Raw genomic sequence first — 18167 nt, 5'->3', positions numbered from 1 at the left:
ATTGAAGATACTCGACCGGTACATACTTACCAGCTTTTTAAAAACATTTTTCTCGGTCTTTATAATACTGATGTTCATCTTTGTACTCCAGACGATATGGTTGTACATAGGTGAACTTGCTGGTAAAGACCTGGATACAGAAGTAATCCTGAAGTTTTTACTTTACTTCTCACCAAAGCTGGTGCCACTGGTATTACCGCTCACGATCCTGCTTACTTCCATCATGACGTTCGGCTCTTTTGCTGAAAATTATGAGTTTGCCGCGATGAAATCTTCAGGCATTTCGCTGGGTCGTGCCATGCGAAGCTTGACGGTATTTATAGTGCTGGTAAGTCTTACAGCTTTCTTTTTTGCCAATAATGTGATTCCCGCGGCAGAATTTAAATCGATCAATCTTCGGAAGAATATAGCTCAGTTAAAGCCTGCCATGGCTATTTCTGAAGGAATCTTCAATGATATTGGAACTTTCAACATCAAAGTAGAAGAAAAAAGTGGTGAGAATGATCAGTTTCTTACCGATGTGATCATTCATCAAAAAGAAAAAAATGGCGGGAATACTACGGTGATCAAGGCAAGGGAAGGCGAACTGGTTGGAAGTACTAATTCTGATGTGCTTTCACTTATTCTGAAGGAAGGAAACTACTACGATGAAGTAACACCTTCAGATTATCAAAAGAGGAAAAGAAAACCATTTACGAAGACTTATTTTGACGAATATATCATCAATATAGATCTCTCGAATTTCAATAATGTAGATCTGGAGGATCAAAACTATAATTCCACTCACGGAATGTTGAAAATTTCAGAACTGAGTGAAAGCATAGATTCATTTTCAGTCAACTACAACACTAAATTGGCTAGCCTTAAATCTAATATGTATGATCGTTCCGGGATCGTTAATGTTCAGAATAATTTAAAGCCAAAGGATACTGTTGTTTCTACTGAAGAAAGCATCCTTTCACATTACAACACCTACGATGCGGCACAAATTTCTAACCTGGCTTTAGGAACTGTAAACAGCGCTATTGCCCATCTGGGAATGCAGAAGCAGGAGTTTAGAAACAATGTAAAGCAAATCAATAAATTCGAGATCGCACTACATGAAAAATATGCTCTTGGAATTGCCTGTATCGTACTATTCTTTGTAGGAGCTCCTCTTGGAGCCATTATCAGGAAAGGTGGAATTGGTTTACCTATCGTAGTTGCGATCCTGCTCTTTCTTACCTATCACTTTATAGGGATTTTCACGAAAAATTCAGCAGAGAATGGAAGTGTTCCTGCATTTGTGGCTACATGGCTGCCTACCTGGATCATGCTCCCGCTTGGTGTTTTCCTAACATACAGAGCTACCACAGATCAGGGATTATTAGCTTTTGACAGCCTTACAGATCCTATAAAAAAACTCTTCAAAAAAGCCGGAGCGATTCGGAACAAAAGTAAATCATAATAAATATCTTTGCAGCCATAAAATTGGAACTATGGCAGAGGTAGAAAACAACCAGTATCAGGTCAAACTAGATACCATTCAGGAAGCTATTGATGATATTCGCGCCGGGAAGGTGATCATTGTAGTAGATGATATTGACCGTGAAAATGAAGGTGATTTTATAGCCGCTGCAGAAATGGTTACTCCAGAGATGATCAATTTCATGGCTACTCACGGCCGCGGACTCATTTGCGCTCCTTTGACCGAGCAAAAATGTAATGATCTAAAACTGGAAATGATGGTTGGTAATAATACCGATCCTATGGAAACCGCATTTACGATTTCGATTGACCTGAGAGGAAAAGGTGTAACTACGGGTATTTCAGCTTCAGACAGAGCTCAAACCATCAAAAGCCTGATAGATCCTGAAACAAAACCGCAGGATCTTAACAGACCAGGACACATTTTTCCGCTGAAAGCGAAAGAAGGCGGAGTTTTACGTAGAACAGGTCATACCGAAGCGGCGATCGACTTTGCAAGACTTGCTGGTTTAGAGCCTGCCGGAGTCATCGTGGAAATCATGAATGAAGATGGAACCATGGCACGCTTACCTCAACTGCTGGAAGTCGCCAAAAAGTTTGATCTAAAGATCGTTTCTATCGAAGATCTTGTTGCCTATAGAATGCAGCATGATAGTCTTATAGAGAAAAAAGAGGATTTTGAGCTGGATACAAGATTCGGAAAATTCAGGCTTCGCGCTTACAAACAAACTACCAATTCACAGGTTCATATAGCATTGACTAAGGGTTCATGGAAGACCGACGAAGACATTCTTGTACGAGTGAATTCAACCATGGTAAACAATGATATCCTAGGCACTTTGACTAATAATGCAGATAAAAAACTGGATGGAATGTTTAAGGCGATCAACGATGAAGGTCGTGGTGCGATCGTTTTTATTAATCCGGCTAACCCATCTCCAAACCTCTTATCCAGGATTACGGAATTGAAAGAAAGTCAGAAGCAAGGAGAAATTAAAGCGCCTCCAGTGAAGATGGACATTAAAGATTTTGGAATTGGAGCACAGATTCTTCATGATCTTGAAATCCATAAGATCAGGTTACTATCAAATTCTCAGCAAACTAAAAGAGTCGGAATGATTGGTTACGGTCTGGAGATCAAAGAATACGTAGAGTATTAATCCATTTCAATGATCACCTCTTCCAGCGGGCGACGTACTTTTTTTAATTCTGAAAAGAAATCATCCTTAGCACGATAACCGACGGGAAGTACAAGTACCGACTGCAGATTTTTATCTCCAAGTTTAAGGAAATCATCATATTTTTCAGGCTCAAAACCTTCCATGGGACAGGCATCTATTTCTTCAGTAGCGCATACGGTCAACAGTGTTCCTAAAGCCAGGTATGCCTGATTACGGGCCCATGCTTCAATTTCTTCGATTGCCTTATTCTTAAAATCATCTACCAGAAAATTGTGAAAAGGCTGTAAAACCTCATCTGGTGTGTCTCTTAAATTCTTGACACGTTGGAAGTATCCAGATATAAACTTTTCATCCACATTTTTTTCAGTACAGATCACCAGTACATGAGAAGCGTTACTTACCTGCTGCTGATTCATTGAGAATTCTGTAAGCTGTTTTTGAACCTCTTTATTACTAATTACCAGCATCTTTAATGGTTGTAACCCATAGGAAGTGGCAGTGAGATTAAATGCATGCTTAAGGATCTCCAGTTTTTCTTCGGAAAGAATTCTGGAATCATCAAACTTTTTAGTAGCGTAACGCCAGTTCAGCGCTTTTAAATTACTCATAATTATGATCTTAAAATACAAAGGTACACAATGATGAAAAGAACATTTACGTTAGCTATCGATTAATCTGATACATCCAATTATTTATGGCTATCTTCGACCTTATATTCATCCAGAGAAATGAAAAAACTTAAAAAATTCATCTTATTCTCTGTCATTGGAATTGTGCTTATCATCTTTACCATCCTGGGTATTGAAGCCATTTTCTTGAGACACACTTCAGAAGATATTTATTCTGATATTTCTAAAATACCTCCCAGAGAGACAGTAATTGTTCTGGGTGCAAGTGTCCATTCTGATGGTAAATTATCTCCAATTTTAAAGGATCGGGTAGATACCGCTATTAAATTATATCGCAGTAACAAGGTCAAGAATTTTCATCTAACTGGTGATCATCGAACCGAAGATTATAATGAGATCGCTGCCATGGTTTCCTATCTTCGGGAACGAGGTATTCCTCAAAACCGGATTACCTCAGATCACGCAGGACTGGATACTTATGACAGCATGTACAGGGCGGGAAAACTTTTCAATATAGAGAATGCTACTGTTGTTACTCAAGAATTCCATTTGCCCAGAGCACTTTTCATTTCGGATCAGCTGGGATTTAATTACTTCGGTTTTACGGCAGATCAACGTACTTACCAAACCGAATACAGGCTGAAGCAAAGAGAGAAACTGGCAAATGTTAAGGCTCTCTGGGAAGTTTTGATCAATAAAGAACCCAGTACGATGGAATACAGGCTCGATTCTTCCGAAGATTAATCTGAAGCTTTTTTAAGTATATTCGTAGTAATTAACTTTAAAACCAAAATTATGTTACAATGGATTATCCATATCGTACTGGATGCAGTCGTCCTGCTAATCGCTGCGAAATTTCTAAGTAAAGTTCATCTTAATGGCTTCAAATCTGCACTGATTGTTGCATTGATCATTGGAGTATTAAGCTTTCTATTGAGCTGGTTACTTACCGCCGTATTAAATATTGCTACACTCGGAATTTTCTACTTCCTTGGACTAGGCTTTATCACTCGAGTGGTCGCCTATGCGATCGTAATAGAAATAGCAGACAAATTAACTTCAGATTTCAAAACTGAAGGTTTTCTACCAAGCTTGTGGTTAGCGATCCTGATCGCAATCGTAGGAGCGATTGTAGATGCACTATTATTTTAAAAATATCACCGGGTGAGATGTTCCACCCGGTTTTTTCTTCCCCACCACACTATAAATCCTGTAACAGGTAAACTTGCGACAAAAATGCTCAGAATAAAAGCGATGATCTTCCCGGTCATCCCGAAATACTGACCTGTATGAATACCGTAACTCATTTCCTGTAGTTTTAAACCAGTACTTTTAGATTCATAAGGCTGTTCCTGAAGTAATTCAGCAGTTTGTGGATGAAAATAGTAATTGGATTGGTGATCGTAGTCCCGAGATTCGGTATAGGCTCCGGTAACCACCGGATGATGGTCACCTTCTGTCCACACAAAGTACATCTCATGGCCAGGCGCTTTTTCTAAAGTTTCAACAAAAGCTATATCTATAGGCTCCTTTGGAATTCGTGGTTTCTGCACAATATTTTCAACATGATGATCACTTTCAACATCTTCACCTAGATTTCCTGCAAAATAAAGCCCATCTTTCACCCAATCATACGAAAAATATAAACCGGTGATGGCTACAACAATGGCAAGAATATGAAGATAGAATCCGCTGATATTGTGCAGATCGTAATTCACTCTTCTCCAACGAGCATTCCATTTTATTTTCAGACTCTTTTTTAGATTTTTAAGCTTCTTAGGCCACCATAGAATAACTCCTGTGATCATCATCAGAATAAATATCAAAGTTGATATACCTACTACCTGCCTGCCAATTTTCTCAGGTAACAAAAGATACATGTGCAGTGCTTTTACGATCTCGAAAAAATCCTTTGTAAAATCCTGAGAATACAACCATTCACCTGTGTAAGGATTCAGATAAAAGTAATAGGGAGTATCTTCATATACTCCATACACCGCGACTGGTCTGTCCTGCCCCGCATAGAGTACAAAATCATCTGTAGTTCCGGGATATTTCGACTGTACAATCTCCTTAATTTTAGATGGTGCCAAATATTCACTATCCTGCTGTTCTACAAATCGGTAGTCGTAGATAGCATCTTTAATTTCGTCATGGAATACATAGATACATCCGGTAATTGCAACTATAAATACAATAATACCTGTTAATAGACCCAACCAGAGATGGATTCTGCCACTCCATTTTCTAAGTGTATTTCGTTTCTGTTTTTTCTTCATAATACTTAAAAAAAGGAGATCACCATTACGGCGATCTCCAGCTAACTCAAACTAAAATTTATAGGTAAGTGCGGCAGCGAAATTTCTCGGTGCCTGAGGATTTATCGTTGACCAACCGTTGAAATAATCTTCATTCGTCAGATTATTCAATTTCAGGTTAATCGAAAATTTATCTACATCATAGAAAACAGCTGCATTTAGTACTGTATAAGATGGAAGTGTAAATACACCCGCCGTGTTGCGATTAAAAATCATGTTTTCACTGGCGTAGTTACCTCCAAAGCCAAGACCGAATCCTTCAGCTACACCGGTAGTAAATTTATAGCTTGCCCAAAGGTTTGCCAGAGTCTCAGGTCCCGCAGATTCTGGTCTTCTTCCGAGGAAATCATCATTTTCTGAAGCTTCGGTCACTTCACTATCATTGTGACTGATTCCTGCGACAAGATTTAATCCATCTATTGGACTAGCGGTAAGCCTGGCTTCAAAACCACGACTGTATTGAGTTCCATCCTGATTGACAGTAATGCCATTACCTAATACAATGTTTTCGACCTGGATATCATAGTAACTCAGGGTTGCAAAGAGCTTATCGTTAAAAAAGTTAAGCTTCGTTCCAAATTCAAATTGAGTAGCATGTTCAGGATCAAAAGTTATTCTGTTTGTTTCCCCAGTATCCTGATTGATAACTTCTGAAGGTGCTACGTTACTAAAACCATCCATATAATTGGCAAATATGGAAACCCGGTCTAAAATTGGCTGATAAACCACTCCAAATTTAGGGGAAAGTGCAGTTTGACTATTGCTATCATTTTCGAACTGGTCTATTCGTAAACTGGCCATGGCAGATAATGCCGGAGTAATATTTAATACATTAGATACATAAGCACTATAAATATCCTCTTTAACAGTATTATTATTACGATTTGAATTGGCCAGGAGACCATCAACTGCCGCTGTGGAAAGAATTCCGCTGTCTCCATTTGTAATATAATTCGCTTGCTCTGATATACCATAAACACTCTCGTTCACATTCTGAAGACTCGCATTTCCACTATAAATATTTCCGTTGCCTACATAACCGGTACCATTATCTATGGTTTCCCGTTGAAAATAATCTAAACCAGCTACAATCCTATTTCTCAATCCGAAGATCTCAAAATCACCTATAAAATTCTGCTGAAGATCGGTGGTAAGGGTGGTAGAATTCTGATTATTCATATACCTCGTAAACACTACACCTTCATCCAGACCTTCGTAAAATCTGGTGGTTTCATAGAGGTAAGAATAATAACCTTCAGACTTCGAACTTCCACGAGAAATAGCAGTTTGAGAAGTCCAGTTTTCAGATAATTTATAATTCATCTGACCCTGTAGACTATAAGTTGGATTTTTTAGAGTTAGATCGTTACTGGTGTAGGATCTATTCGAATTGTAACCTAATTCTTCAATATTTGTTGCTGTCAAAGGTGCTCCCCTATCTACAAATAGCATCGTAGGATTTGTAGACTCTCCATTATAAAATTCAGTATTGATTAAAAAAGAAAGTCTGTCGCTTACCTGATAACTTAAAGATGGCGCGAAGAAAAAAGATTTCGAAAATCCTGCGTCCTGAAAAGAATTTTGAGTTTGATATGCAGAGTTAATTCGTAGAGCCACATCTCCATCTTCATCTAATGGTGTATTTACATCAGCGGCAACTCTGTTAAGTCCATAGCTACCGAGAGTATAAGTAATATTTCCGCCAAAATAATCGTATGGCTTTTTTGTGGTGATATTGATCAATCCTCCATATGAAATAAGACTGCTTCCATACAAAGTCCCGGATGGACCTTTTATAACCTCGATATTTTCGATATTAGCGGGATCAGGACTACCATTGGTAAGAGCTGGCAGGCCATTAACCATTGTTGGCTGTACAGGAAAACCTCGAAGCGAAAAATAACCTGCGCCGTCTTCGCCTCTACCTGTTGATTCCCATAATTTGGTAATTCCAGAACTATTTTTTAGAGCATCATCAAAATTTGTGATAATCTGCTGCTCTAACAACTCTGAAGTTATATTGTCATAGACCTGCGGATTCTCTATATTTTTTAAAGGTAGCTTGGAAACATATACACTTTTAGCACGATCATATTCAATGGAACTTCCGTTACCCTGGATTACTACTTCCTCCAATTGTTCTTCACCTGATCGCAAAACAATAACCGGAAGATTGGTCATTGCACCTGGCTTTACGGTAATAGCAATTTCCTTTGGCTCATATCCAACATAAGATATCCTTAAAAGATAATTTCCTTCAGGAACGCTTTCGATTAAATAAGAACCTTTTAGATCTGTTTCTGTTCCAATTTCTGTACCCTGAACATCTACATTTGCTGCCGAAATTGCCTCTCCTTTTGAATTAGTAATCTTTCCCATGATATTCCCAGAATTCTGAGCAAATGCGCTGTATCCAAAGAACATAAATAGTAGTAGTAATTTATGATTCATCTGTTTAATTTTATTTAGACTTGTTATAAATAGTGATGCAAACATACTGAGGGATTTCGCGTTTTAAAACCTTATTTAGAATAATTTTAAACAAAAATGTATAAATGTTTGATTCTGAAGATCTTCAGAATTAATACAATATTAAAGTGTGCGCAACTTGATTATAGTATTTTTGCAGCTTCTAAATTTGCAGATATGATTAAGTTTATAGTAACCGACGTTGATGGCACCCTATTAAATGATCAGCATGAGATTCATCCTGATTTCTGGAAAATGGAGGAAGAATTGAGTGCTAAAGGCATACAATTCTCCATCGCCAGCGGCCGACAGTTTTATAATCTGGAAAGTAAATTTGAAAGAATTAAGCACCGAACCATGTTCTTTGCAGAAAACGGTACTTATGTTTCATTCAAGGGTAAAGAGCTTTATGTGAATCCTATAGAAAAGGATGCCGCTGTCAATTTTATAGAAATGGGCCGGAAACTGGAAGATACTTACGTTGTGCTCTGCGGAAAAGATTCAGCTTATATAGAAACCAGTGACAAGAAATTCATCGATCATATTTCTCAGTTTTATGAACGTTTAAAAGTTGTGGAAGATCTTACGCAAGTTGATGACACCTATTTAAAAGTTACCTACTGTAATTTTAATGGAGTTGAAGATAATACCTATCCACACTTTGTAGATTATACCGACCGCTTCAAAGTTGCCATCGCTGCAAAGATATTTATCGATATTACCGCTCTAAATGCTAATAAAGGGAATGCAATAAAAGGAATTCAGAAGGAAATGAATTTTACGGAAGAGGAAACATTGGTATTTGGAGATTATCTGAATGACCTTGAAATGATGAAGGTCTCTGCCCATAGTTATGCCATGAAAAATGCTCACCCTGAAGTTAAAGAGGCGAGCAAGTTCATTACCAGTCATGACAATAATGAGCATGGCGTGCTTAGGACGATCTCAGATCTGGGACTGGCAAGTTTTAGTTAACCATAAAAGTAGTACGATCTATCCCTGTATTTCCGGTTAAAGGATCGAATGCCTGGATGATTAATTTGTAAGAGCCTTTTTCTAAATTAGCACTTCCCGTAAAATTACTGGAACCTCCCTCCTGTTCCATTTTTATGGTTTTGGTATCTATGTTCTCACTTTTTAAGATCGCGGTCACTTCATACTGGTTCGCATCCCACAGACCACCTTGAGTGATAGGACAACCACACATCATAACAATATTTGCCTGAATTTTAATTTCTGAACTGGAATAGGATTGGTGTGTTTGAGGAGTTATAATGTCCACTACGAAGCCTGGTATTTTCAGGATGATTCCTTCACCGGTTATGTTTTTTCCAGGAAGCAGCCATAATTGAGTACTTGATTTTACAATAGCCTGCTTCTTGTTCCAGGGTGCGTAAGCTTCAATAGTCACAAATTTTGGTTCAGTTATCTGGACTTTAGCCTTAAAACCTGCCGTTTGATCGTCTGTAATTCGGATGCCCCTTTCTTTTGGCTGCTTCATAATCTTTTCAGTATTACCAGTGCTTCCTTTGGTAATACCTTCTGCCAGAACTTCATTAGTCAGAGCGTCCTTGATCAGGATTTTAGCTCCACCAATAGAAGAGCCTATAAATTTAGCGTCGCCGGCCTGCGCTCTTACCATAACTTCTACCTCCTGGGCAGAACTAAGAGAAGAAATAGAAAATATTAGGACACAAAAAAACCGGTAAAAATTATTGCTATACATAGTAATGATCTTTACCGGCTAATTTAGGAAAACTAAGTTTTATGCATCGGCTAATTCAGCATCCTTTGTTTTCGAAACAATATTGTGATAGTTCTTTGGATCTTCTTGATAATCACTTACATATTCCCTGATCGTATTAAGTTCATCCTGTGAAAGATCGTTTGCTTTCATATTTTGCTTAAGATCCAACCATGGTTTGTTGGCGGAGTGGTCATATTCTCCAAATACCATAAATGGCGTTCCGTTGTATTCAATATCTGAATTTTCCAATTCCCACATGCTAGCCCAATCGAATATATATTTAGCATCATCCATATATAACCTTACGCATCCATGACTCGCTGGATATCCGGGTAAAGCATATTGGTGTACCCCAACACCTTCAAAATTCATAAAATTGAAATAATAAGGAAGTATCCATGAAGCATCTACCGTACTTACCTTTCTTTTCGCCTTGTAATTCCCATAATTAAGACCTGCCGGAGTTTGAGTTGAACCTTTCCCGGTACTAACCGGTCCCCATTTTACCAGTTCTCCATTTTCGTAAAGACCGAATGCCTGTACTCTTTTGTTAATCAAAACTGTCTTAGGGATACAATGCAACTCCTGAAGATCTTCTGGAAACGGACTGTAGTTATTAAAGTCTTCCGCAGCACATTCTGGAATTACAAATGGACGGTTAGGGCGTATTTTATTTTTTTCGATACGATTGATGGCAAGAACTGTTTTTAGTTCATCATCGTTATAGTTACTAAGCAAACTATCTATGGTCTCACGGGATTTTAGAGAATCCACCGAGTATTTTACTTCCTTACGGAAGATCTTTGCTTCTCTCTTGACAATAGGATTTTTCATACTCAATTCCGGAGATTGCTCCTCCTTAATCGGATCCTGAATTTGTGGATTGGAATTACAGGAGAACAACAAAATTCCGGCTAGTAGACTTAAATAACGAAAAGGTGTGATTGATCTGTTCATTGTAATTGTAGTTAGTTTTAAACGAAAATACCTTTGAACACGCGTATCTACCGCTAATCCTGAGTTAAGGCTTTGTTGGCTTTATGATAATTAACCAATTTTAAGAGTTTTTCCGTACAAGTTTTCCTAATATTTTAAGGTTTAGAGCTTTTTTTAAAGTGTTTGGGAAAAATTTCATTTGATGTTGGTATGATTATTTATTCATCGTAATATTGCAATATAATTATATCGAATGGGAGTTACGAAGACCGATCTATTTTCTAAGGAACAGAATGAACTTGCGTGTTATGCCAAAGTACTGGCTCATCCTGCAAGAATTGCCATTCTTCAATTTCTTCTGAAATCTGATAGGTGTATCAATGGAGACCTGGTCAACGAACTTGGTCTTGCGCAGGCTACGATCAGTCAGCACTTACGTGAGTTAAAAAATGCCGGAATTATACAGGGATCCATTGAAGGAGTGTCAGTTAGTTATTGTATTGATACGACCAACTGGTATAAAATTCAGCAATTGCTAAATGTACTATTCGATGGTTTAAAGAAACCCGAACCGAAGGATTGCTGCTAAAAAAATTTAAATATTAACATCGTAATATTGCGATAATTGGAAGACTATGCTTTTATCAGAATTTAAAAAAGAACTTAAGAACTTAAGCCGACTATATTTTGAACTACCAGGCGGTGAGCTTGTACCATCTCACTTCCACGTGACTGAAGTTGGAAGTATTCGCAAGAATTTTATTGATTGTGGTGGTGTATTAAGAAATGAGCGTAAAATATCATTTCAACTTTGGGAAGCCCATGATTACGATCACCAATTGCATCCGGAGAAATTAATGCAGATCATTTCCATTGCCGAAGACAAACTTAACCTTCAGGATGTTGAAATCGAAGTGGAATATCAGGATCAGAGCATCAATAAATATCATCTTGATTTTGACGGAGAAAAATTTCTCCTCTTAAATACACAAACTGATTGCCTGGCAAAAGATAATTGCGGTATACCAGAATCCAAACCTAAAGTAAAATTAGCAAACGTCTCAGAGCAACAATGCTCTCCAAATTCAGGTTGCTGTTAATCACTTGATATGAAAAACATATATCCAGAACTTAGTTCAAAGATCAAAAACCTTGAAAAGTTATCCATTTCCGAAGAGAGAAAGAAGGTGCTTCAACCTTTAGTGGAATTCATCTCTAAAAAAATTGATTCAGAAGACACACTGCAACTCAATTTTATCTGTACACACAATTCCCGACGAAGTCAGCTCGCACAGGCCTGGGCTATGGCGGCATCAGATTATTATGAAATTCCAGCCAAGTGCTATTCTGGTGGAACAGAAGCTACGGCTTTCTTTCCGCAGGCCATAATAACTTTGAGTGATTCTGGTTTTGGAATTGATGAAAAACCTGGTGATAATCCTCAAATCACAGTAGATACTGGTGCAAGTTCAAAAACTTTTTATTCAAAAATATTTGACGATGAACAAAACCCGACGAAGAACTTTGCAGCGGTAATGACCTGTAGTCATGCAGATGAAAATTGCCCGTTCATAGTTGGCGCCGAATCCAGAATACCCTTGAATTACGAAGATCCCAAGAGCTTTGATGATACGCCAGAAATGGCAGAGAAATACATGGAACGAAGTGACCAGATAGGTTCTGAAATGCTATACGCCTTTAAAAAAGCAATATCCAATGGCTAAAAAACTGAACTTTCTTGATAAAAATCTAACGCTATGGATCTTTCTTGCTATGGCCGTTGGTGTGATCCTGGGCAATATTATCCCGGCAATTCCAGAGCAGATCAATGCAATGAGTTCCGGGTCTACAAACTGGCTGCTGGCCATTGGACTCATCCTTATGATGTACCCTCCACTAGCGAAAGTAAAATACAGACTCCTGCCCAAAGTATTTAAAAATGTCAAAATTCTCACTCTGTCTCTGGTACTTAACTGGATCATCGGGCCCTTTTTGATGTTTTTCCTGGCCATAACAATCTTGCATGACCATCCCGAATATATGATCGGACTTATATTAATTGGACTCGCCAGATGTATTGCGATGGTATTGGTGTGGAATGACCTCGCGGAAGGTAGTAGCGAATATGGAGCAGCCCTGGTAGCACTGAATAGTATTTTCCAGGTTTTCGCCTACAGTTTTTATGCATGGGTCTTTATTACCTGGCTCCCTCCTTTCTTCGGATTCGATTCTGCTATCGTAGATATTTCTATTGAAAGTGTTGCGGAAAGTGTTTTGATTTACCTTGGAATACCCTTCGTATTGGGTATTTTAAGCCGAATTATCCTGGTGCGTCTAAAAGGGGAATCCTGGTATGAAAACAGTTTTATTCCAGCAATTTCACCCATTACTTTAATTGCTTTGCTATTTACCATCGTTTTGATGTTTTCGCTGAAGGGTAGTTTAATTGTTGAAATTCCATTTGATGTTTTACTAATCTCGGTTCCGCTTCTTATTTATTTCTGCCTTATGTTTTTAATTAGCTTTTTCGCAAGTAAGTTGCTTGGAGCCAGCTATGAACGCAACGCTTCTGTTGCTTTTACGGCAGCCGGGAATAATTTTGAACTGGCGATCGCGGTTGCCATTGCAGTATTCGGTTTGAATAGCGGTCAGGCGTTTGCAGGGGTGATTGGTCCGCTAGTAGAAGTGCCAGCCTTAATTTTACTGGTACGGGTTTCGTTCTGGTTAAAGAGGAGATTTTATAAGAAAACCGCAGTTGAGCATGCCTGAAGATCTTAAATTCTGATGACTGTTACTCTTCGGAAAATAATATATTAAATCAATAGAATTTACCAATTTTATAACGCCTTTAGCTGAAATAATACGGGTTGAAAACCTTAGTTTTATTTTATTTAGCTGAAAGTAATATGAAGAAAGTTTTGATCATTTTACTGGGAGTAGTAATCATCCTCATCGGCTCGATCTACTTGTCTGTTTCCGGCACCCAGAAAACTTTTGAGACCTGCTATATATCCAATTTTGAAGAGCTCCAAAGAACAAATTTCAGAAACCATGATTCGGTTCTAATCGCTCCAAGCATTTTATATGAAGCTAATCTTCTGAAGGATTTAGTGCAGGGAAGTAACTATCGGGATGCCTGGTCTGAAAAAGTAAAATTTCCAATTGTATTTCTGGACACCCTATACGGTGGCATGGAAATCATTAAAGAAGGTGGAGGTAAACAAACGCATTCCTTAAAATTACGCGCGAAGAATGATATCATTTACACCTTGCGCAGTGTCACTAAAGACCCGGGAAAGCTTATACCTGAAATTGCAGAAGATCTTGGCCTTGAAAATATTATTGTAGATGGCATATCTGCACAACATCCCTATGCGGCGATCCTTGCAGCTGAGTTAGCTCAGGAACTCGACATTCTGCATACACATCCTAGAATGGTCTTTATTCCGAAGCAAAATGTTCTGGGTGATTTTAATGAAAAATTTGGCAACCGGCTATTCCTTCTGGAATACGAAACCGAAAGCAAGACTAATTGGACTTCATTAAAAAATGTTTCAGAAATTATTGAAACCAAAGACCTTCAGAAATTAAAATTCGAAACCAAAACAAAGATTTCAGTAGATCAAGAGGCCCTGATAAAAGGAAGATTATTCGATTTGCTTATAGGTGACTGGGATCGTCACGCTGAGCAGTGGGGCTGGGCAATTAAGAAATCTGATCGTGGAAATATAGCAATACCGGTTGCCGGCGATAGAGACAATGCATTTTTTAATATTTCTGGCTTGATTCCTTCCATCATTACGAACAAAAATATTGAGCCTCTGGTTCGACCATTTGAGAAAGAGATCGATCATATGCCCGGCCTGGTTTATCCTTTCGATCGCTATTTTCTCTTGAATACTTCGGAAGAAATGTTCATTGCACGAGCAAGCGAACTTCAGAAAAGTTTGAGTGATGAAAAGATTGCTAAAGCTTTTGAAGTCTGGCCTGAAAAAATACGAAAGCTCAACGAGAAAGAAATCACAGAAAAACTTAAGAGCCGCAGGAATAAGATACAGGAATATGCTGCGCAGTTCTTTCAGCAAATGCAAGAAATGGGGAAACTGAGCGATGCATTAAAAGGATCTGAAGATCTTGACCTAAGTTCTTCCCAACTTGCCTGCTTTGATTGTGATCTTGAAAATTAGATCTTAAAATGTATTTTTGATTTTCATTAATACGCCATTAATTGAGAAATCTCTTTTCCATCATTTTATTATGCCTCTTCTGCCCTGCGCCACTAATGGCCCAGAGTACACTTTCTAAAAATGTAAAAACTTTTGAAATCGAGGCACCCCAATTAAATAGCCACAAAAAGATATGGATCTATCTTCCTGCAAATTACGATTTGGATGAGCAGAAATATCCAGTCATTTATATGCACGATGCCCAGAATGTCTTTGATGATTCTACCGCTTATGCTGGTGAATGGAATGTAGATGAATTTCTGGACGAAACTAATTTAAAGAAAGCGATCATTGTCGCCATTGAGCATGGTGGGGACGATAGGATATCAGAACTTACTCCTTATCAAAACGAAAAATATGGCGGTGGGAATGGGAAGAAATATGTTAATTTTATACGATTTACTCTTAAACCGCATATTGATGCCAGCTATCGTACCATGGCAGATCAGGCGAATACAGGAATTTTTGGTTCATCTTTGGGCGGACTAATAAGCTTCTATGCGGCATTTGAATACCCTGAAGTCTTCAGTAAAATAGGCGTCTTCTCTCCCAGCTTCTGGTTTAGTGAACAGATCTATGAAAAAGTAAGAAATTCAGAAATAGCAAACAATCAGAAGTTTTATATACTTGCAGGGAAAAGAGAGTCAGATTCCATGGTTGAGGAAGTGAAAAACATGAAAAACCTTCTAATTTCAGAAGGCCTGCAACCTCAAAATATGATCGTGAAATTTGTCGAAGACGGAGAACACAACGAGAAACTGTGGAGAGAGAATTTCGGCGAAGCCTATCAATGGTTGATCGAACCAATTAATAAATAATGAAAAAAGTTAATATTCAGGAAAAATTAAACCAGTTTCAGGATCACTGGAATCCGAGAATCGTTGGAGAATTAAATGGACAGCAGGTAAAATTAGCTAAGCTAAAAGGTGAGTTTATCTGGCATACCCATGATGAAGAAGATGAATTATTCTGGGTCATTTCGGGAGTGCTAAAGATCGAATTTCGGGATAGCTCTGTCACCATCAATCCTGGTGAGTTCATCGTTGTTCCAAAGGGCGTTGAACATAAGCCCATAGCTGAAAATGAAGTTCAGGTAATGTTATTTGAACCGGCAGCGACCAAACATACCGGGAATGAAAAGCACGAACTCACCAATAATAATCAGCAACATCTATAGTTCTGAACAATTCATTTTCGAAGACTCAATTTTCGTATATTAGTCTGAAAATCAACTTAATGTCAAGCTAATTCTCGCAAAAAATGAAATCGAACAGTTTCCTTATTATTTTTCTTGCTGCCATACTGAATGTAAATGCTCAGCAAGAACCTACAGAATACAGTATTGAGCAATTCTATGAAAACACTCGTGTTTCGGGTGGTAGTTTCTCTCCAGATGAATCCAAAATACTGATAAGCAGTGATGAGTCGGGCATATTTAATCTATATGAAATAGATATTTCAGATGGAAGCAAAACCTCTGTTACGAATTCTGAAAACGAATCTTTATTTGCGGTGGATTATGTACCAGGCTCAGGCGACATGTTATATTCCGCAGATAAAGGAGGGAATGAAATTAACCATTTATACCTGTTAAAACCCGATGGAACCTCTAAGGACCTGACTCCGGGAGAAAATGAAAAGGCCGAGTTCGGTGGCTGGAACGATACTAATTCTGCCATGTATTATCTTTCAAACAAGCGAGACGCGCAATTTTTTGACGTATATACTATGGAAATTGGTAGTTGGGAACCAAAAATGCTCTATAAGAATGAGAAAGGTTATATGGTTTCTGATATATCAGCTTCAGGAAAATACCTTGTATTATCCAATGAGATCACAACCAGCGAAAATCAACTATTCTTACTAAACACAGAGACAGAGGAACTAACTGAGATATCTAAACCGGGATTCTATTACAGTGGTACAGGTTTTAACAAGGATGAGACAGAGCTTTATTATACAACCAATCACGGCGGTGAATTTAGCCGATTAATGGCATATGATATTGATACCAAGAAGTCTAATGTAATTTACGAAACGAACTGGGATGTAATGTATAGCAGTTTGAGTGAAAATGACACTTATAGAGTGATCGCGATTAACGAAGACGGGGCAAATAAATTACTATTGTGGGAAAACGCCAGCCAGACTCCGTTGGAATTACCTGCAATCAAGGATGGTAATATAGTGGCTGCAAATTTTTCTAATAGTGAAGAGCTTTTAAGACTTACGGTTGGAACTTCTAAAACTCCAAATAATATTTACGTTTTCAATATTAAGACTAAGGAGATTAAAAAATTAACCAGCACTTTAAATCCGGAAATAGATCCAGACGACCTGGTTTCGGCTGAGGTGGTAAGGTATAAGTCCTTTGATGGTTTAGAAATACCAGCGATCTATTACAAACCTCTCAATGCTACTGCAGATAATAAAAAACCGGCCCTGGTATGGGTACATGGTGGACCCGGTGGTCAATCCCGTGTCGGGTATTTTGCTCTTCTACAATATTTAGTGAACAATGGATACGCTGTCCTCGCCGTGAATAACCGGGGTAGTAGTGGTTATGGAGCTAGCTTTTATAAGATGGACGACAAAAATCATGGAGGAAAAGATCTTCAGGATGTGATCTATGGAAAAAAATGGCTGGCATCCCGGGGTTATATCAATGAAGACCAAATTGGAATCATTGGTGGTAGTTACGGAGGTTATATGACCATGGCCGCGATGACCTTCGAGCCTGACGAGTTTGAAGTGGGTGTAAACATTTTTGGGGTCACCAACTGGTTGAGAACATTAAAATCTATTCCGCCTTATTGGGAATCCTTTAGAAAAGCACTTTACGATGAATTAGGCGATCCAACTACAAAAGATTCCATAAGACTTAAAAAGATTTCTCCTTTGTTCCATGCTGATAATGTAAAGAACCCGATCATGGTTTTACAGGGTGCTAATGACCCAAGAGTGCTGCAGGTTGAATCTGATGAGATCGTGGAGGCAGTAAAAGCAAACAATGTTCCTGTGGAATATATGGTCTTCCCAGATGAAGGTCATGGCTTCATTAAGAAAGAGAATGAGATCAAAGGCTACCGGCAAATCCTTGCATTTCTGGACAAGTATTTGAAAGACGAGGATGTAACAATGCTAGATAATGTATTAAAAGATTAATTTAGCTACTTAGCTATATGCAATGAAAC

18 protein-coding genes are annotated in these 18167 nt (G+C 38.3%); 13 read left to right on the top strand and 5 right to left on the bottom strand.

Translation table 11 applies throughout. The features are described 5' to 3' along the window. Window position 1: 1 nt before the first annotated feature. Together ACSHZO_RS02695 and ribB are read left to right on the top strand one after the other, a co-directional pair. Window positions 2-1447, top strand: coding sequence for an LptF/LptG family permease (locus ACSHZO_RS02695; protein WP_298246529.1), 1446 nt, complete (start codon window positions 2-4; stop codon window positions 1445-1447). A gap of 31 nt (window positions 1448-1478) precedes the next feature. Continuing rightward, window positions 1479-2627, top strand: a complete 1149-nt coding sequence (gene ribB, locus ACSHZO_RS02690; protein WP_298246528.1) for a 3,4-dihydroxy-2-butanone-4-phosphate synthase — start codon at window positions 1479-1481, stop codon at window positions 2625-2627. Here ribB and ACSHZO_RS02685 read toward each other — a convergent pair. Then, window positions 2624-3256 carry an NAD(P)H-dependent oxidoreductase gene (locus ACSHZO_RS02685; protein WP_298246527.1) on the bottom strand — a complete coding sequence of 211 codons (633 nt, stop codon included), beginning with the start codon at window positions 3254-3256 and terminating at the stop codon, window positions 2624-2626. The genes ribB and ACSHZO_RS02685 overlap by 4 nt on opposite strands. 120 nt (window positions 3257-3376) lie before the next feature. On the opposite strand from ACSHZO_RS02685, the gene ACSHZO_RS02680 reads away from it, so the two are divergent. Together ACSHZO_RS02680 and ACSHZO_RS02675 are read left to right on the top strand one after the other, a co-directional pair. Continuing rightward, entirely contained in the window at window positions 3377-4021 is a 645-nt protein-coding gene (locus tag ACSHZO_RS02680) for a SanA/YdcF family protein (protein WP_298246526.1), read from the top strand. A gap of 51 nt (window positions 4022-4072) precedes the next feature. Further along, window positions 4073-4429 (top strand): phage holin family protein, encoded by a 357-nt coding sequence (locus ACSHZO_RS02675; protein WP_141877250.1) that lies wholly within the window; start codon window positions 4073-4075, stop codon window positions 4427-4429. 5 nt (window positions 4430-4434) lie between these two features. Here ACSHZO_RS02675 and ACSHZO_RS02670 read toward each other — a convergent pair whose 3' ends face one another. Further along, a complete protein-coding gene (locus tag ACSHZO_RS02670; protein ID WP_298246525.1) occupies window positions 4435-5556 on the bottom strand; it encodes a PepSY-associated TM helix domain-containing protein in 1122 nt (373 codons plus the stop codon). A gap of 51 nt (window positions 5557-5607) precedes the next feature. Beyond that, complete coding sequence (locus tag ACSHZO_RS02665) at window positions 5608-8046, bottom strand: TonB-dependent receptor (RefSeq protein ID WP_298246524.1); 2439 nt, start codon at window positions 8044-8046, stop codon at window positions 5608-5610. A gap of 195 nt (window positions 8047-8241) precedes the next feature. On the opposite strand from ACSHZO_RS02665, the gene ACSHZO_RS02660 reads away from it, so the two are divergent. After that, complete coding sequence (locus ACSHZO_RS02660) at window positions 8242-9039, top strand: HAD family hydrolase (RefSeq protein WP_295179234.1); 798 nt, start codon at window positions 8242-8244, stop codon at window positions 9037-9039. On the opposite strand, the gene ACSHZO_RS02655 is transcribed toward ACSHZO_RS02660, so the two are convergent. Continuing rightward, window positions 9032-9790, bottom strand: coding sequence for a hypothetical protein (locus tag ACSHZO_RS02655; protein WP_298246523.1), 759 nt, complete (start codon window positions 9788-9790; stop codon window positions 9032-9034). The genes ACSHZO_RS02660 and ACSHZO_RS02655 overlap by 8 nt on opposite strands. Before the next feature lie 39 nt (window positions 9791-9829). Further along, entirely contained in the window at window positions 9830-10768 is a 939-nt protein-coding gene (locus ACSHZO_RS02650; protein ID WP_298246522.1) for a L,D-transpeptidase, read from the bottom strand. A 232-nt stretch (window positions 10769-11000) separates the two neighbouring features. On the opposite strand from ACSHZO_RS02650, the gene ACSHZO_RS02645 reads away from it, so the two are divergent. From ACSHZO_RS02645 to ACSHZO_RS02610, 8 genes are all read left to right on the top strand, one after another. Next, window positions 11001-11336, top strand: a complete 336-nt coding sequence (locus ACSHZO_RS02645) for an ArsR/SmtB family transcription factor (RefSeq protein WP_298246521.1) — start codon at window positions 11001-11003, stop codon at window positions 11334-11336. A 46-nt stretch (window positions 11337-11382) separates the two neighbouring features. Further along, window positions 11383-11847 carry a DUF6428 family protein gene (locus tag ACSHZO_RS02640; protein WP_298246520.1) on the top strand — a complete coding sequence of 155 codons (465 nt, stop codon included), beginning with the start codon at window positions 11383-11385 and terminating at the stop codon, window positions 11845-11847. Window positions 11848-11856: 9 nt separating this feature from the next. Then, window positions 11857-12471: a protein-tyrosine-phosphatase gene (locus ACSHZO_RS02635; RefSeq protein WP_298246519.1), complete on the top strand. Its 615-nt coding sequence runs from the start codon at window positions 11857-11859 to the stop codon at window positions 12469-12471. After that, window positions 12464-13516, top strand: coding sequence for an ACR3 family arsenite efflux transporter (arsB, locus tag ACSHZO_RS02630; RefSeq protein ID WP_298246518.1), 1053 nt, complete (start codon window positions 12464-12466; stop codon window positions 13514-13516). Before ACSHZO_RS02635 ends, arsB begins: the two co-directional genes overlap by 8 nt. A gap of 137 nt (window positions 13517-13653) precedes the next feature. Then, window positions 13654-14934: a hypothetical protein gene (locus ACSHZO_RS02625; RefSeq protein ID WP_298246517.1), complete on the top strand. Its 1281-nt coding sequence runs from the start codon at window positions 13654-13656 to the stop codon at window positions 14932-14934. Between the two features lie 41 nt (window positions 14935-14975). Continuing rightward, complete coding sequence (locus ACSHZO_RS02620) at window positions 14976-15791, top strand: alpha/beta hydrolase (RefSeq protein ID WP_298246516.1); 816 nt, start codon at window positions 14976-14978, stop codon at window positions 15789-15791. Further along, window positions 15791-16150 (top strand): cupin domain-containing protein, encoded by a 360-nt coding sequence (locus ACSHZO_RS02615; protein ID WP_298246515.1) that lies wholly within the window; start codon window positions 15791-15793, stop codon window positions 16148-16150. Before ACSHZO_RS02620 ends, ACSHZO_RS02615 begins: the two co-directional genes overlap by 1 nt. Window positions 16151-16233: 83 nt before the next feature. Further along, window positions 16234-18138, top strand: a complete 1905-nt coding sequence (locus tag ACSHZO_RS02610; RefSeq protein ID WP_298246514.1) for a S9 family peptidase — start codon at window positions 16234-16236, stop codon at window positions 18136-18138. Window positions 18139-18167 lie beyond the last annotated feature (29 nt).

It is taken from the genome of Christiangramia sp. 3-2217-3z, from assembly GCF_051195275.1.
GTDB lineage: Bacteria > Bacteroidota > Bacteroidia > Flavobacteriales > Flavobacteriaceae > Christiangramia > Christiangramia marina.
This window is presented reverse-complemented; position numbering and strand designations above follow the sequence as displayed.

Excerpts from the sequence above, each read along its gene's own strand:
- ribB (WP_298246528.1), top strand. The coding sequence starts at position 1,479 with ATGGCAGAGGTAGAAAACAACCAGTATCAGGTCAAACTAGATACCATT.
- ACSHZO_RS02685 (WP_298246527.1), bottom strand. The coding sequence starts at position 3,256 with ATGAGTAATTTAAAAGCGCTGAACTGGCGTTACGCTACTAAAAAGTTT.
- ACSHZO_RS02680 (WP_298246526.1), top strand. The coding sequence starts at position 3,377 with ATGAAAAAACTTAAAAAATTCATCTTATTCTCTGTCATTGGAATTGTG.
- ACSHZO_RS02675 (WP_141877250.1), top strand. The coding sequence starts at position 4,073 with ATGTTACAATGGATTATCCATATCGTACTGGATGCAGTCGTCCTGCTA.
- ACSHZO_RS02670 (WP_298246525.1), bottom strand. The coding sequence starts at position 5,556 with ATGAAGAAAAAACAGAAACGAAATACACTTAGAAAATGGAGTGGCAGA.
- ACSHZO_RS02665 (WP_298246524.1), bottom strand. The coding sequence starts at position 8,046 with ATGAATCATAAATTACTACTACTATTTATGTTCTTTGGATACAGCGCA.
- ACSHZO_RS02660 (WP_295179234.1), top strand. The coding sequence starts at position 8,242 with ATGATTAAGTTTATAGTAACCGACGTTGATGGCACCCTATTAAATGAT.
- ACSHZO_RS02655 (WP_298246523.1), bottom strand. The coding sequence starts at position 9,790 with ATGTATAGCAATAATTTTTACCGGTTTTTTTGTGTCCTAATATTTTCT.
- ACSHZO_RS02650 (WP_298246522.1), bottom strand. The coding sequence starts at position 10,768 with ATGAACAGATCAATCACACCTTTTCGTTATTTAAGTCTACTAGCCGGA.
- ACSHZO_RS02645 (WP_298246521.1), top strand. The coding sequence starts at position 11,001 with ATGGGAGTTACGAAGACCGATCTATTTTCTAAGGAACAGAATGAACTT.
- ACSHZO_RS02640 (WP_298246520.1), top strand. The coding sequence starts at position 11,383 with ATGCTTTTATCAGAATTTAAAAAAGAACTTAAGAACTTAAGCCGACTA.
- ACSHZO_RS02635 (WP_298246519.1), top strand. The coding sequence starts at position 11,857 with ATGAAAAACATATATCCAGAACTTAGTTCAAAGATCAAAAACCTTGAA.
- arsB (WP_298246518.1), top strand. The coding sequence starts at position 12,464 with ATGGCTAAAAAACTGAACTTTCTTGATAAAAATCTAACGCTATGGATC.
- ACSHZO_RS02625 (WP_298246517.1), top strand. The coding sequence starts at position 13,654 with ATGAAGAAAGTTTTGATCATTTTACTGGGAGTAGTAATCATCCTCATC.
- ACSHZO_RS02615 (WP_298246515.1), top strand. The coding sequence starts at position 15,791 with ATGAAAAAAGTTAATATTCAGGAAAAATTAAACCAGTTTCAGGATCAC.
- ACSHZO_RS02610 (WP_298246514.1), top strand. The coding sequence starts at position 16,234 with ATGAAATCGAACAGTTTCCTTATTATTTTTCTTGCTGCCATACTGAAT.